The organism is Ruminococcus sp. (assembly GCF_024691275.1).
GTDB lineage: Bacteria > Bacillota > Clostridia > Oscillospirales > Ruminococcaceae > Ruminococcus.
Map to the genome: position 1 here is coordinate 39763 of NZ_JAILNU010000009.1, position 14867 is coordinate 54629.

12 protein-coding genes, 1 tRNA gene and 1 pseudogene are annotated in these 14867 nt (G+C 47.1%); all 14 read right to left on the reverse strand.

Translation table 11 applies throughout. The annotated features are described in order from the left end of the window. Positions 1 to 5: 5 nt before the first annotated feature. The 14 genes and pseudogenes from K6G33_RS01215 to dxs all read right to left on the reverse strand — a co-directional run bounded on the left by K6G33_RS01215 (position 6) and on the right by dxs (position 14841). Entirely contained in the window at positions 6 to 359 is a 354-nt protein-coding gene (locus K6G33_RS01215; RefSeq protein WP_296775352.1) for a histidine triad nucleotide-binding protein, read from the reverse strand. 56 nt (positions 360 to 415) lie between these two features. Continuing rightward, positions 416 to 3046, reverse strand: a complete 2631-nt coding sequence (alaS, locus tag K6G33_RS01220) for an alanine--tRNA ligase (protein ID WP_296775353.1) — start codon at positions 3044 to 3046, stop codon at positions 416 to 418. Positions 3047 to 3076: 30 nt separating this feature from the next. Further along, a pseudogene (locus tag K6G33_RS01225) lies at positions 3077 to 3188 on the reverse strand. Positions 3189 to 3201: 13 nt separating this feature from the next. Then, a tRNA-OTHER gene (locus K6G33_RS01230) sits at positions 3202 to 3294 on the reverse strand. 292 nt (positions 3295 to 3586) lie between these two features. Continuing rightward, positions 3587 to 5194, reverse strand: a complete 1608-nt coding sequence (locus tag K6G33_RS01235) for a penicillin-binding protein 2 (RefSeq protein ID WP_296775356.1) — start codon at positions 5192 to 5194, stop codon at positions 3587 to 3589. A 135-nt stretch (positions 5195 to 5329) separates the two neighbouring features. Continuing rightward, the gene (locus K6G33_RS01240; protein ID WP_296775358.1) at positions 5330 to 6178 is read right to left on the reverse strand and encodes a hypothetical protein; all 849 of its coding nucleotides are present in this window, start codon (positions 6176 to 6178) and stop codon (positions 5330 to 5332) included. A gap of 36 nt (positions 6179 to 6214) precedes the next feature. After that, positions 6215 to 6649 carry a D-aminoacyl-tRNA deacylase gene (dtd, locus tag K6G33_RS01245; protein WP_296775360.1) on the reverse strand — a complete coding sequence of 145 codons (435 nt, stop codon included), beginning with the start codon at positions 6647 to 6649 and terminating at the stop codon, positions 6215 to 6217. A 6-nt stretch (positions 6650 to 6655) separates the two neighbouring features. Beyond that, positions 6656 to 8626: a beta-galactosidase gene (locus K6G33_RS01250; RefSeq protein ID WP_296775362.1), complete on the reverse strand. Its 1971-nt coding sequence runs from the start codon at positions 8624 to 8626 to the stop codon at positions 6656 to 6658. 12 nt (positions 8627 to 8638) lie between these two features. Beyond that, positions 8639 to 9178, reverse strand: coding sequence for a histidine phosphatase family protein (locus K6G33_RS01255; RefSeq protein WP_296775363.1), 540 nt, complete (start codon positions 9176 to 9178; stop codon positions 8639 to 8641). Between the two features lie 13 nt (positions 9179 to 9191). Further along, entirely contained in the window at positions 9192 to 10853 is a 1662-nt protein-coding gene (recN, locus tag K6G33_RS01260; RefSeq protein ID WP_296775365.1) for a DNA repair protein RecN, read from the reverse strand. Positions 10854 to 10862: 9 nt separating this feature from the next. After that, the gene (gene argR / locus K6G33_RS01265) at positions 10863 to 11306 is read right to left on the reverse strand and encodes an arginine repressor (RefSeq protein ID WP_296775368.1); all 444 of its coding nucleotides are present in this window, start codon (positions 11304 to 11306) and stop codon (positions 10863 to 10865) included. 16 nt (positions 11307 to 11322) lie between these two features. Beyond that, complete coding sequence (locus tag K6G33_RS01270) at positions 11323 to 12177, reverse strand: NAD(+)/NADH kinase (protein WP_296775371.1); 855 nt, start codon at positions 12175 to 12177, stop codon at positions 11323 to 11325. Between the two features lie 11 nt (positions 12178 to 12188). Further along, complete coding sequence (locus K6G33_RS01275; RefSeq protein WP_296775373.1) at positions 12189 to 12974, reverse strand: TlyA family RNA methyltransferase; 786 nt, start codon at positions 12972 to 12974, stop codon at positions 12189 to 12191. Beyond that, complete coding sequence (gene dxs / locus K6G33_RS01280; protein ID WP_296775376.1) at positions 12961 to 14841, reverse strand: 1-deoxy-D-xylulose-5-phosphate synthase; 1881 nt, start codon at positions 14839 to 14841, stop codon at positions 12961 to 12963. Before dxs ends, K6G33_RS01275 begins: the two co-directional genes overlap by 14 nt. Between the last annotated feature and the right edge of the window lie 26 nt (positions 14842 to 14867).

Genomic DNA, 14867 nt, shown 5'->3' on the forward strand with positions numbered 1-14867 from the left:
ACTCCTTATTCAGTTTTGCCGAGGGATTCAGGACCCCAGCCCATTTTTACGCCTGCAAGCATATGGAAATGCAGATGCTTTACGGTCTGACCTGCATCGTCGCCGCAGTTATTGATGATACGATAGCTCTCGATACCCTCAGCCTTTGCGATCTTTGCAGCAGCCTCGAACACCTTGGCTACAGATGAGGAATTTTCCTCGGTTATCTCGTTAGCAGAGGAGATATGCACCTTAGGGATTATAAGATAATGAACAGGAGCTATAGGAGCGATGTCCTTGAAAGCATAGACAAACTCGTCCTCATAGACCTTAGTGCTTGGAATCTCGCCGTCGATAATTTTGCAGAATAAACAATCCATACTGATTCTCCTTTACAATATTTTTTATATCAGGGCGGACTCAGCCGCCCTTAGAATTACTTAACAGTGTCTGCAACAACGTCCGCAAATTTAGCAAGTGCATCGTCGATCTTAGCGATATCGCCTGCACCTGCCATAGCTCCGTCAGGCTTTCCGCCGCCCTTACCGCCTGTTACAGCAGCTATCTCGCGGACGATCTTGCCTGCGTTGGCACCCTTCGCAACAGCTTCCTTTGTACATACGCAGTAGAATGTGCCCTTTTCGCCGACAGTGCCTGCAAAGAGAGCTATAATAGCTTCGTCCTTGTCCTTGACGCTGTCGCCCAGCTTTCTGAGAGCATCAGGAGCAGAACCTTCCATACGTGCGGAAACGATCTTCACGCCGTTTACTTCCTTAGCGTTGTCGAAGAGAGCAGCTGTCTTGGAGTTAGCTATCTGCTGTGTAAGGCTTTCCAGCTTCTTGTCCTTCTCCTTTGACTCAGCAGCAATTGCAGCGCACTTCTCGGGGAGTTCTGTGATATTTGCAAGCTTGAGAGCCTTTGCTGACTTGATGATAGTATTCTTGAACTCGTTGAGGAGATTGATAACGTTCATACCTGTAACAGCTTCGATACGTCTTACGCCTGCTGCAACAGAGCTCTCGGAAACTATCTTGAAAAGACCGATCTGAGCAGTATTTGATATATGAGTACCGCCGCAGAACTCAACTGACTTGTTAGCAGTTACAACGCGGACAGTATCACCGTACTTCTCGCCAAAGAGAGCCATAGCGCCCAGCTTTCTTGCCTCGTCGATAGGCATTTCCTTCATAGTAACAGGGAAAGAAGACATTATCTCAGCATTTACGATGTCCTCGACTCTTGCTATCTCCTCCTCAGTCATAGCGCTGAAGTGGTTGAAGTCGAAACGGCAAGCCTTTTCGTTAACGAGCTGACCGGCCTGATGAACGTGGTCGCCAAGCACCTGTCTGAGTGCGTGCTGGAGAAGATGTGCAGTTGTATGGTTGCGCATGATAGCCATTCTGCGATCCTTCTCTATCTGAGCGAGGACTTTGTCTCCCTTGGAGATGCTTCCCTGCTCAACTGTAGCGATATGGAGGAAATGTCCCTCTGACTTTATAGTATCATCAACAGAAGCGATATTAGCGCCGTTGATGAGCATACCTGTGTCGCCGACCTGTCCGCCGCTCTCAGCGTAGAAAGGAGTAACATCGAGAACGATAACAACATCGTCGCCCTCAACAGCTGTTTCAACTTCCTTGCCGTCCTTGTAGATAGCGAGTATCTCAGCGTCCTCAGCCTCGAAGTCGGTATAACCTGTGAATATAGTTGCCGGAGCATCTACCTTGATGCTGTTGTCAGCCCATGACGAACCTGCCTTTGCAGCGTGGTCAGCCTTAGCTCTTGCTCTCTGCTCCTTAGCAAGCTCTGTGAAGCGCTCGCGGTCAACTGTGTAGCCCTTCTCCTCGCATATTTCCTCTGTGAGGTCTATCGGGAAGCCGTATGTATCGGAAAGCTTGAATGCGTCGTCGCCCGAGAGTACCTTACCGCCCTCAGCAGCAAGCTTTTCTGTGAACTGATTGAGGAGCTCTGTGCCCTTGTCGATAGTCTTTGCAAAAGCTTCTTCCTCAACGCCTATTATCTTCTTGATATAGTCGCGCTTTTCAGCAAGCTCAGGATAAGCATTTGCGTTCTCGTTGATAACTGTATCGCAAACCTCTGTGAGGAAAGGTCTCTTAACGCCTAAGAGTCTGCCGTGACGGGCAGCTCTTCTGAGGAGGCGGCGGAGAACATATCCGCGTCCCTCGTTTGAAGGAAGGATACCGTCGCCTACCATGAAGGTAGTGCTTCTGATGTGATCTGTGATAACACGAAGCGAAACGTCCTTCTTAGCGTCTTTCTTATATTCAACACCTGCAATGGAGGAAATGTGCTTCATGATATTCTGAACAGTATCTACCTCGAAGATATTGTCAACACCCTGCATTACACAAGCAAGTCTTTCAAGACCCATACCAGTGTCGATGTTCTTGCTCTTCATCTCAGCGTAGTGACCTTCACCGTCACTGTCGAACTGGCTGAAAACGAGGTTCCATATCTCAATAACTCTGTCGCAGTCGCTTGCCTGCTCGAAGCTCTCGAAAGGACCATAAGCCTCTCCGCGGTCAAAGTGTATCTCAGAACATGGACCGCAAGGACCTGAACCGTGCTCCCAGAAGTTGTCCTTCTTGCCGAGACGGATTATCCTGTCGTGAGGGATACCGATATGGTTCTCCCAGATCTGCTCAGCCTCGTCATCGCTCTCGAATATTGTGATCCAGAGCTTTTCAGCAGGGATCTCAAGTGTCTTTGTGAGGAACTCCCAAGCCCAATCGATAGCCTCTGTCTTGAAGTAATCGCCGAAAGAGAAATTGCCGAGCATCTCGAAATATGTACCGTGACGAGCAGTCTTGCCAACGCTCTCGATATCGGGAGTTCTGATACATTTCTGGCAGGTAGTTACTCTCTTGTTCGGAGGAGTAGCCTGTCCGAGGAAAAACTTTTTAAGAGGAGCCATACCTGAATTGATAAGAAGGAGGCTCTTGTCACCCTGAGGTACAAGTGAAGCGCTCGCCATTCTTGTATGGTTCTTACTTTCAAAGAATGAAAGATACTTTTCACGAAGATCATTAAGACCTGTCCACTGCATAAATATATCTCCTTTAAAATATTATTGCGGTGTACCGTACAGGATTTTAACCTGTGCCCTCCGACGTGGAACAGTTATGCTGTTACCGTCTTTGGCAAGACGGAGTTTTACATCGGCGTTCTGAACGCTGAACTAACGGTACGTATACATATAGGTGCGCCGTGCGGGATTTGAACCTGCGGATCATAAAATGCTGAACCTCTCTTATACAAGACAGTGATTTGCTCTGCCAACTGAGCTAACGGCGCATAAATAAAAACACCTCCGCCGCCAAATGGGACGAAGGCTCTCGTGGTACCACCCAAATTTAAGAAAACAGCTGTTTTCTCCTCATACATCTTTAACGCAGAAATACGCCTCGGTTTCCCGAAGAAGCTCAGGGGTAGCACCTGTCCGTCATGTAAAAGCTCGCACCGTCCGCTTTTTCTCTGAGGCATAACGCATACAGTCAGTCCCGTCAATGCTATACCTCTATATTATAACGCTGTTTCGTTCAAAAGTCAATGGGTTTGAAAAGATTTCTGCAAAAATGCTGCTTTATTATTTCTTTTTAATGTTGAGTTCCCTTATCTTCTCTGCGATCTCCCGAAAAACAGGAGCAGCTGCTTCGTTGCCGTAGCCGCCGTTCTCAATGAGCACCGTTACTGCGTATTTCGGCTTTCTTGACGGAAAAAAGCCTGTTATCCATGCATGGCAAAGCTCCTCCCCTTTCTCGTCCAGCTTTCCTGTCTGCGCTGTTGAGGTCTTCGCACCCAAACTTATCACATTTGACCGTGCTTTTGAGTTTTCGTTGTCCCGAACCGCAGATATCATCATTTTGCGAAGCTGCATTGCCGTATCACTGCTCATTGCCGTTGAATAGCGCGTAGGCTTTTCGTCCGCAACTGCCTCACCGTCAGCTGTAATACCTTTGATAAGCCGAAGAACAGGCATATCTCCGCCATTGCATATCCCGCAGGTGAGCTGTGTTATCTGTAACGGTGTTGCAGCGAGCTTACCCTGACCAAAGGAAAAATTCGCACGTTCAGCAGGTACCGAAAGCTGCTTTTCCGTGGGAAGAACTCCTCCCGAACCTGTAACTCCTGCGCAGAGATAGTTTTCCTTTCCGAATCCGAGATACTCTGCCATTTGCCTGTATTTCCCTATATCAAGGCTCCTCGCAAGATCTATGAAATACGTGTTGCAGGAATTTGTCATTGCCTCAGTCATATCCTGCAATCCGTGACCGTCAAGCTTGTGGCAGTTGAATATCTTGCCTTCGATGTCTGTACTCCCTGTGCAGGCGTATGTCCTTCCGCCAAAGCCCTCCTCGATAGCTGCTGCCGCTGTAACAAGTTTGAAGACCGAACCGACACTGTACGAGTACAGTGCGCGGTCTATAAGCGGACACCTGCGGTCTTTCATCGCTTTTTCAATATCACTCGTTTCGTAGCACGGGAAACTGGCAAGTCCCAGAATATCACCTGTTTTTACATCTGCACAAACTATCGCTCCTGTATCAATGCGGCTGCCGCAGTCCTCGCATATCTTCTGGATATCGCTGTCAAGAGTCAGAACTACACCTGTTTTATATGAGCTGCTGCGAAAGACCTTCTTGCCGTCACCTATCAGTATACGTCCCATGCCGTCCTTTTTGTAGGAAACGCTGTTAGACGGAAAGTTGTTTCGCAGAATATCATCATAGGCATATTCTATGCCGTCAGCTCCCTTATCATCGGATAAATAGCCTATTATGTGCTGAGCGGTCTGATGCTCGGAATAGCGTATCGGCACTTCAAATATGGTAAGCCCGTCGGATTCAAGCGCCTTGTCGCTGCAATCAAACACAAACGGCTCGCCTTTATCAAACTGCTCGTAAAAGCTGTCCTTATCAATGGCATATTCGGCAGTCTGTTCCCTGTCAAGTGCGGAAGGCACCGCGGCTGCGATATGCTTTTTTTCCGCATTGATGAGCGGACGCATATTCCTGTCGTAGATAGTTCCCTGACACCGCCCCGCTTCAATAGTCAGTGTGCTTTCGAGCTGTGCCGCCGGAACGTCCTTCTGCTCAACCGCTATGCGATAGTAATTCAATGCTATGAATGTAAAGCTGATGAAAAAAGCTGCCGTAAGTATCAGTACTCCGTGCTCGCCGCGTTTTCGTACCATGATATCACCTCACGTATAGCATTGACAGGAACAGAGCTAATATTCAGTCATCATAAAATAGAAAGGACGACCATTGGTCGTCCAAATTAAGTATTTTCGTTTGTTGATTCAGTGTAAGTATAATCCATCAATACATTATACCTCAGAACTCGCCATTTTATTTTCATCATACTCTATTGTATCAGGAATTGTTTTTGATAAATCATATATTGTAAGACGAGGAAGCACTAATGGTTCGTTTTTAATTTGAATTAACTTATATGGCGTAAACCAAAATAAATAATCAATTCCTTTATTATAAAAGCTGTCCAAAAAAGCTTTATCTACAAAAAACAAGTGTGGAAAACATAATACTTCCTGTCCTTCGTAAAACTGAGTTTTAGGTGAAATATCTTCTTCTAATTTTAGATATCCTGTTGATTCATCATATACAATAAAAATTGTCTTATAATTCGGGTGATTCTTTTTATATAATGGAATATTCGCTATATGTTTATTTATAACACGAGCAAAATTTTTTTTATAGAAAACATAATTATGATCTTCATACGTAGATAAACCTGTATCCGCATTTATAAAAATTTTAGCTTTAGGATAACTTTTAATACTACCTTTATCTTTTAGTTCTCTATATAATTTACGTTCTCGCATAATTGTAGGATTATGCAACTTTCCTTTTTTCCCTTTTCTTTCAGTATCATTAACTCGCATAACATCTATCATCATTCTATATTCATCTGAGTAGAAATCTGGTGGTGGATCTGATTTTCCTGAACTATCAATCCATTTGTTCCAGTTATATTTTGAATGTATCATCTCAAGTACTTCTATAGCTTCACTTGATTCAACTGGAAAACAAATTTCTGGATTAGTACATTTTTGCAAGTGTTCGATTATATCTAATTCCTTATCTCCAAAAAGCATACTCGTCTCCTTAAAATCACGCGACTCCTTGCAAGGTTTAGAATCAAGCTGTATCTTCACATTATCACTCCCAAAACAATTGCTACCAGCTAACAGCTACTCCAGTATTACCGTAAAAGGTCCGTCATTGAGCAGTTCCACCTTCATATCAGTGCCGAACGAACCTGTCTCAACGTGCTTGCCCTTGCTGCGGAGATACTCCACAAAATACTCATACAGCGCATTTGCCTTGTCGGGCTTTGCAGCCTGTATGAAATTGGGACGATTTCCCTTGCGGCAGTCCGCATACAGCGTGAACTGCGGAACAACAAGCAGTGAACCGCCCACGCTGTCAAGGTCAAGATTTATCTTGTCATTCTCGTCGGAGAATATCCTCAGTCCGCATATCTTATCGCCCAGTCTGCGGCAATCCTCCTCGGTATCTTCGTGACCTACCCCGAACAGCAGCAGGAAGCCTGTTCCTATCTTGCCGATGACTTCACCGTCTACTGTAACACTTGCAGAGGTCACTCTCTGTAAAACTATCCTCATTTATGCCTACTTTCTGACTACGTCCATATCAAACGGCTTCAAAGTGAAATTATCACGCTCTCCGCCGTCGATTATGCTGAACATCGCCTTCGGAAGCGTTATCTCCACTTCCTGCTCTGAATTATTGAAGAAGAATATATAATCATCAAGACCATTTGTACGGGTCGTTACTTCCACGCCCTTCGGCAGGTCCTTCAGACGCGGTATGCCTGTCTGCTTCATTATGTTGCCTGCGAAGCTCTCATAGAACTCCCTGCTGCACACAGTTCCCACATAATATGCAACTCCGCTGCAATAGCGATTCATTGTCACCGCAGGACTTCCGCTGTAGAAGCAGTCTTCATATTCCGCATAAGCACGGGCTGTAGTAAGCTCCATTATATCACACCACTTGGAACATCTGAACTCATTGCCTGCAAAGTCCTTGATAGTCTGCTCCATATCGCCAATTGGATCATACTCTACTATCTCAGCACCGATAAGCTCTCTGTATACTGTTGGCAGCGGCTCCATGATGCAGTTGTTGAATGCATCTTTTACACCGCTGCGGTTCGTCATAACAACTGTTCCGCCCTTTATAACATAACGGTAGATATTTTCAGCCGCATTCTGATCGTACACGTACATTTCGGGAGCTATTACCGCCTTGTACTTGGTAAGATCAGCCGTAGGCGATATTATATCCACGTTTACTCCATAGCGAGTGAATGCAGCATGGAATAGCTTCAGCTGCTCAAAATACTCAAATCCGCTGGTCTGCGGCTGTATACCGAACGCCCAGTCATTGTCGGGAGAGTAGAGTATCGCTATGTCCGATACCAGCTCCGTTGTCTCTATTGCAGTGAGCTTCATTGCCGTCCTGCAAAGGTCTGCAAACTCTATAAAACGACGGGACGGAACATTGCTGTGGTCGATAAGTCCGTGCCAGTACATCTCTGCGCCCTTATTGGCTGTTCTCCAGCGGAAATGTATCACGGTATCGGCTCCGTGCGCCATTGCCTGCAATGCATAGCCCTTTATCTGTCCCGGACGCGGAGTCGGGCTCATGGGCATCCAGCAGCCCGTCGGACCGCTTAACTGCTCCATTACCCAGAAGTTCTTCTGCTTTACACCGCGCATAAGGTCGAGATAAAATGCGTGTGAGTATATCTCGTCATCATCTTCGGGGAGCATGATCGGCGGATAATTGTCATACGCAACAAAGTCAAGCAGCTCATACATACGATAATAATCAGGCTTATTCTCTGAAAAATAGGTGTTCGTAGTTACCTTTGCCTTTGGATAGTGTCTCCTCACTATCATAGTCATATCATTGACGAACTTCACAGCCATATCCGAAGCAAATCTGCTGTACTCCAGACAAAGCGAAGGGTTCTGCCACGCCTTCGGGTAGGCTGTCGGAGGCTGTATTTGTGATATATCACTGTATTCACCGCTCCAAACGCTGTTTCCGAACGCCGAATTGATATTTTCAAGGTTATCATACTTGTCTATCAGCCAGTCTCTGAACAGTCCGCGGCAAACCTCACAGGTACATGGGTAGGCTTCGATCTCGTTATCTATCTGCCAGCCCACTACAGCCGTTGTCCTTGCATATCTGTGAGCGAGCTGCTCGGTGATACGCTTTGCATAATACAGGAACATCGGCGCATTCAGACACCTGTGTGCTCTTATTCCTGTCTGGATACGCTTTCCGTCAGGTCCTACCTGAGTTATGTCAGGATAAGTCTCATACATCCATAAAGGCGGACAGCTCGTGGGAGTACAAAGTATCACGCCTATGGAATGCCGTGCAAATATGCTTATGGCTTCATCGAGCCATGCAAAGTCAAACTGTCCGTCACGCGGTTCAAGTCTTGACCATGCAAATTCGCCCATTCTCACAAGCTTTACGCCTGTTTTTACCATAAGATCAGCGTCCTTCTGCCACATTTCCTTGTCCCACTGCTCGGGATAGTAATCTACGCCTATTCTCATATCTTCCTCCGATCAAACAACTGTATACTCTATAAGTCCGCAGTTATCCATGAACCAGTTTGCAAATTTCTCTGTACTCATGTCATTGAAGTAAGTCTCTATTACTCTGCACACACCGCCATGACTTACGATAAGTACGTTCTTGTCGCTGAACTTCGATATTATCTCGTCAAGTGCAGTATATACCCTGTGTGAGAGCTGCAAAAGAGATTCTCCGCACCTTCCCATACGCACACCGAAATTCACCTTATTATCCGCAAATCCCTCAGTATATCGGCTCTTACCCTCATACTCGCCGTAATCCCATTCACGAAGTCTGTCATCTGTTATCATTTCGATGCCGCAGCGCTCTGCAACTGCGCGGGCAGTCGTCATCGCTCGTTTCATGGGTGATACGATCATAAGATCAATATTTCCCATCTCAGCCACCTTCTCCGCAAGTTCATGAGCCTGCCTTACCCCTGTTTCATCAAGCTCAATATCGGTTATGCCTAAAATGATATCCTGTTTATTGTACGAGGTCTGTCCGTGTCGTGTTGAATATATCTTCAAATCAATGCCTCCATTAAAGCTCCGCAGCTTTTGCTATCTCTGCGCGGGCATTGTCGAGCATCAGTGCGCTTGGGTCTTCTCCGCCCATGATACGCGCTATCTCTGCGACCCTGCCTTCCATATCCAGCTGCATTACGTGAGTTTCTGTTCGGTCTTTCACTATCTGTTTCTCGATGAGGAGATGATTGTCCGCCATTACAGCTATCTGCGACAGATGGGTAACGCATATCACCTGTCTCACCTTGCCTATCTCACGCAGCTTTATGCCTATTTTCTGCGCAGCCTTACCGCTTACGCCTGTATCTATCTCGTCAAATATCATTGTGGGGATCGAGTCCTTGTCCGCGATAACGCTCTTCAGTGCAAGCATTATCCTCGATAGCTCACCGCCCGATGCTATTTTCGATATGGGCTTCGGTTCTTCACCCCTGTTGGCTGATATGAGGAACTTCACAGTATCCATGCCGTTTACTGTGAGCTTTCCCTTTTCATGGCGGACTGCTATGATAACTCCAGCCATATTCAGGAATTCCAGCTCATCTGTAACGCGCTTTGTAAAGCGCTCCGCCACCTGTCCGCGGTACTCATACAGTGCCTTTGCCTGCTCCGTTACCTTATGGAGAAGCTCGTCACGCTTTTCCGCAAGCGCCTTTATCTCACCGCCTGCGCTTTCAAGCTGCATTGTTTCTCGGCAGGCATCATCGTACAGCTTTACCAGACCTTCACAGTCGGTTGCGTACTTACGCTTCAGCTTATTTATGCTGCCCAGTCTCGTTCCGAGGTATTCAAGTCTCTGACCATCAAGCTCCACCTTATCCGCAAAGGCTTCCAGCTCCGAGGAAATATCAGCAAGCTCTATCTCCGCAGCCGACAGCCGCTCATACAGCTCGCTCAGCTTCGTGCTGTTATCGGTATACTGTGCGATCTCAGTTTCCGCCGACACTATCATATCATTTGCGGCTTCCTCGCCGGTTATCGCACTGACAGCATTCTTTATGGCGATAAGAGTCTTTTCGGAATTTTTCGCTGTTTCGTATTCCTTTTCGAGTTCTTCATCTTCGCCTTCGCGGAGTTCAAGCTCGCCTATATCGTCAATTATCTCACTGAGGTATCGGCTGCGTTCAATTCGATTCTGCTCCTGCTTTTTCAGCTCACCAAGCTTACGTGCGGTATGCTGGAGCTCACGGAAGGTCACTCTGTACTCATTGAGCAGGGTATCATCTCCGCCGAAATCATCAAGGATCTGCAAATGCTTATCGCTGTCAAGGAGTATCTGATTATCATGCTGTCCGTGGATATTGATAAGGAGAGCTCCTATTTCCTTGAGAAGCGCGGCTGAGGCAGTCCTGTGATTTATCCTTGACACACTTCCGCCGTCTGCACTTATCTCACGGGTGACTGTCATCTCATCACCGTCGTGTGATATTCCCAGTTCGTCGAGCTTTTCGCAGACCTCCGCAGACAGCTCCGTAAAAAGCGCCGTTATAACAGCCTTGTCACAGCCTGTACGCACTATATCCTTAGTGCAGCGCTGTCCGAGCACAGCATTGATGCCGTTTATAAGTATGGACTTTCCTGCGCCTGTTTCGCCTGTGAATATATTCAGCCTGTTATTGAGAGGTATAACTGCTTCTTTTATTACTGCAAGATTCTGTATATATATTTCCTTTAACATTTTGAGAGGTTACCTCCTCTGGAAAAGCTCGCTGCGAAACTTCTTTGAGAGCTTCTTGGCATCGGCTTCGCTGCGCACCAATATAAATATGGTGTCATCACCTGCTATAGTGCCCACTATTCCCTGATGCTCCACCGAGTCTATGGCTGCACACGTTCCCTGAGCCATTCCTGCACGGCATTTCAGCACTATGGTGTTCATCGCATAGTCCACCGATATAACAGCTTCTTCAAACAGCGATTTCTCTGCGGTAGCAGCTGCGGGCATGGAATAGCGGTAAACGCCGTTCTCGTCACGCTGCTTCACCAGAGACAGCTGCTGTATATCCCTGGATAAAGTTGCCTGCGTCGTGTTTATGCCCCTCTCTGCAAGGAGCTTTATGAGCAGCTCCTGTGTTGCAACAGGCTGCTCCGTGATTATTTCAAGTATTACTTCATGTCTGCGGTTTTTCATGATACCACCGTATTCCTTATTTTATGGGCTTGCACATCTTTTTGCACAACGACTCATGGAATGAGTTTCCTATAAGATCTATGAAATTGATGTTGTTCTTTCCGCGGCATATCTCTATGCTCTCGCCGCTGCGGAGAGTTACATAATTCTCTCCGTCAACATTTATCACCATACTGTCATCACGCCGTGTCGTATCCTTCATGCACAGTTTCCTGCACGGCGAAAACATTGTCGCTCTTGAAAACAGTGAATGAGGGCATATCAGCGTCATCTCGATACATTCAAGATCAGGCTCGATAATAGGTCCGCCTGCCGAAAGTGCATATGCTGTCGAGCCCGACGGTGTACTGAAAAGCACTCCATCCGCACGATAGCGTCCTACAAGATATTCGTCGGAGTAGACTTCAAAATCGCATATGTGAAAGCTGCCTGACCGAGCCGAGACTTCATTCAGAGCAGTGGCAGTCACATCACCGTCCTTGCCGCGGTATACGACGTCCAGTGTCATTCTCTGCGATATCTCGTACTTACCGTCTTTAAGCAGACTCAGCTTATCGAGCTGGTCGGCTTCAAGTCCTGCCATAAAACCGAGAGTTCCCGTATTTATGCCGAGAAGCTTTGTATCGCTGCCCATGAGCAGCTTCGCACAGCGCAGTATAGTGCCGTCGCCGCCAATAGCGATAACTACATCTGCGGTCTTTGCGGATTCTCTTATATCCTCAAATACTACCTGCGGCTTGTCGGAAAAATCATGCCTGAATATCTCGCTTACCGTTACATCTATCCCGCTCTCAGCAAGCACATCGCAGGCTTCACGGGCACAGCTGAGTGCATTTGGCTTCTGAAAATTCGGGTACAATGCTGCCTTCATATACGTACTCCTTATAATTTATTGAACGAGCTGTCTGCAAGCTCTCTGAAATCATGTTCCGCGGACTCTCCCGACCTCTTGCACAGCTTCACCAGATACTCTATATTGCCGCTTCCTCCGCGGACAGGCGAATAGGTATACTTCTCGGTCACAAAGCCTATTGACTGTGCAAAAGCGTCGATCTCGGAGAGCACTCTAATATGCACCTTCCTGTCCTTTACCACTCCGCGCTTTCCTATGTCGCTTCGTCCTGCCTCAAACTGCGGCTTTATGAGAACTGCCGCATATGCTCCATCACTGAGGAGCTCATATACCTTTGGCAATATCTTCGTAAGGGAGATGAATGATACATCGACCGAAATGAAATCGGCAGTCCCGCCGATCGCCTCAGCGGTGACCTCACGTATATCAGTTCCCTCCATATTTACTACTCTCGGATCGGCTGCAAGCGCCTGTGCAAGCTGTCCGTGTCCAACATCAACAGCATACACCCTTGCTGCTCCGCGCTGAAGCATAAGATCGGTGAATCCACCTGTGGAAGCTCCTATATCAAGACATACCTTCTCTTCAAAATCGAGCCCGAACTCCTCCGCTGCCTTTTCAAGTTTAAGTGCGCCCCTGCCTACGTACACCTCAGATTCAGCCGATTCGATAACATCTGTTTCCGCAACCTCGTCAGACGGCTTTTTGGCTGCTTTACCGTTCACGGTTATACTTCCCGAGCGTATCATTTCCTTTGCACGCTCACGGCTCCGCGCGATACCTCTCGAAACAAGCTCACTGTCAAGCCTTGCCATTTTCTTTACTCCTGCTGATAATATACTCTGCCATTTTTTCGCTTGTAAGCCCAAGCTTTTCCAGACATGACATGACTGATGCCTGCTTTACGAAGCCCTCTGCCGTTACTCGGCTGTAATCGCCGCTGTAACCGAGCTCTGCCAGTATTTCTCCAACTTTTTCGGAAATACTTCCCTCGCCCATAGACTCTTCAAAAAAGACTATGCACTTGTATTTGCTTATCTCACTTCCCAGATCGTCATCAAGGGGATATATTCTCGTAAGCTTCAGTATATCACACTTCAGCCCCGAATCTCTGAGCTTTTTCTGGGCATTATAGGCTTCGTTGTAGAGCCTGCCGTATGTTATTATAAGAGTCTCGCTGCCGTCCTCACGGATATACAGATGCTCCGTAGTCAGATGGAAGCTGCTGAAATCGACCTTTTCCGAACCTCTCGGATATCTTACTGCAGCAAGTCCCTTCTCGTCGTATAAAGCCCTTTTCATGCACATCTTCATCTCGGAATAGCATGACGGCGAATATATTACAGTATTTGGGATAGATGTCAGCATCGGCACATCAAGCAATCCCTGATGAGTTTCTCCGTCCTCTCCGACTATTCCTGCGCGGTCAACTCCGAGAACTACGTGGAGCTTTCCTATTGCCACATCATGTACGAGCTGGTCGTAAGCTCGCTGTATAAACGTAGAATATACTGCAAACACGGGGATCATTCCCATGGAGGCAAGTCCTCCCGCAAAGGTCACGGCGTGCTGTTCGGCTATTCCCACGTCAAAGAAGCGGTTCGGATACTTGAAGTGGAAGAACTGCAAGCCTGTTCCGTACTTCATTGCCGCGGTTATGGCACATATCTTATCGTCCTTGTCCGCAAGGCGAACGAGCTCCTTACCGAACACTGTGGAATAGCTGTCCGCGGGCGCTATCTCGGGATTTCCCGTAGCTATGTCAAACTTTGAGATACCGTGATACTCTCCCGGATTCTGCTCAGCAGGCGCATAGCCCTTGCCCTTCACGGTCTTGACGTGAATAAACACGGGCTGGTGATATGACTTGGCAACATGAAGCACTTCTTCCAGCTCCGAAAGGCTGTGTCCGTTGACAGGTCCGAGGTAAATGAAGCCCATGTCCTCAAACATGGTGCTCTGTTCAAGAATATTCGATTTAACCGAGTCCTTGACGTTCTTGATACCTCTTGCAACGCTGTTTCCGACTATCGGAATCTTTCCCAGTCCGCGTTCTACCGCACGCTTGGTATTTACATACTTTTCGGTAGTACGCAGTGTTGTAAGGTACTTTGAAAGTGAGCCTACGCTCTTGGAAATAGACATATTATTGTCGTTGAGTATGACTATAAGATTGTTCTTATGATCTCTGCCGCAGTTGTTCATGGCTTCATAGAACATACCGCCGGTCATTGCTCCGTCACCGATGACCGCAACTGCATAGTTGTCCCTGCCCTGAAGTTTCATTGCTTCAGCTATGCCGCAGGCTACGGATACAGATGTACTGCTGTGACCGCTTATGAACGTATCATGCTCTGACTCCTCGGGCTTGGGGAAGCCTGATATTCCGTCCTCCTGACGAAGTGTAGAGAACCTGTCAAGTCTGCCTGTAAGTATCTTATGTGTATACGCCTGATGTCCTACGTCCCACACGATCTTGTCCTCAGGCGAATTGAAGTTCCTGTGCAGCGCCATTGTCAGCTCAACTGAACCGAGATTCGATGCAAGATGTCCGCCGTTTTTGGAAACAGTGGAGATAAGGATATTCCTTATCTCCTTGCACAGTGCTGTACACTGTGCTATAGTAAGCTTTTTAAGGTCCTGCGGGAGCTGAAGCTCCTCGAGTGTGACCTTGTCATTCATACTTATATTTTCCTTCATTTTTATGA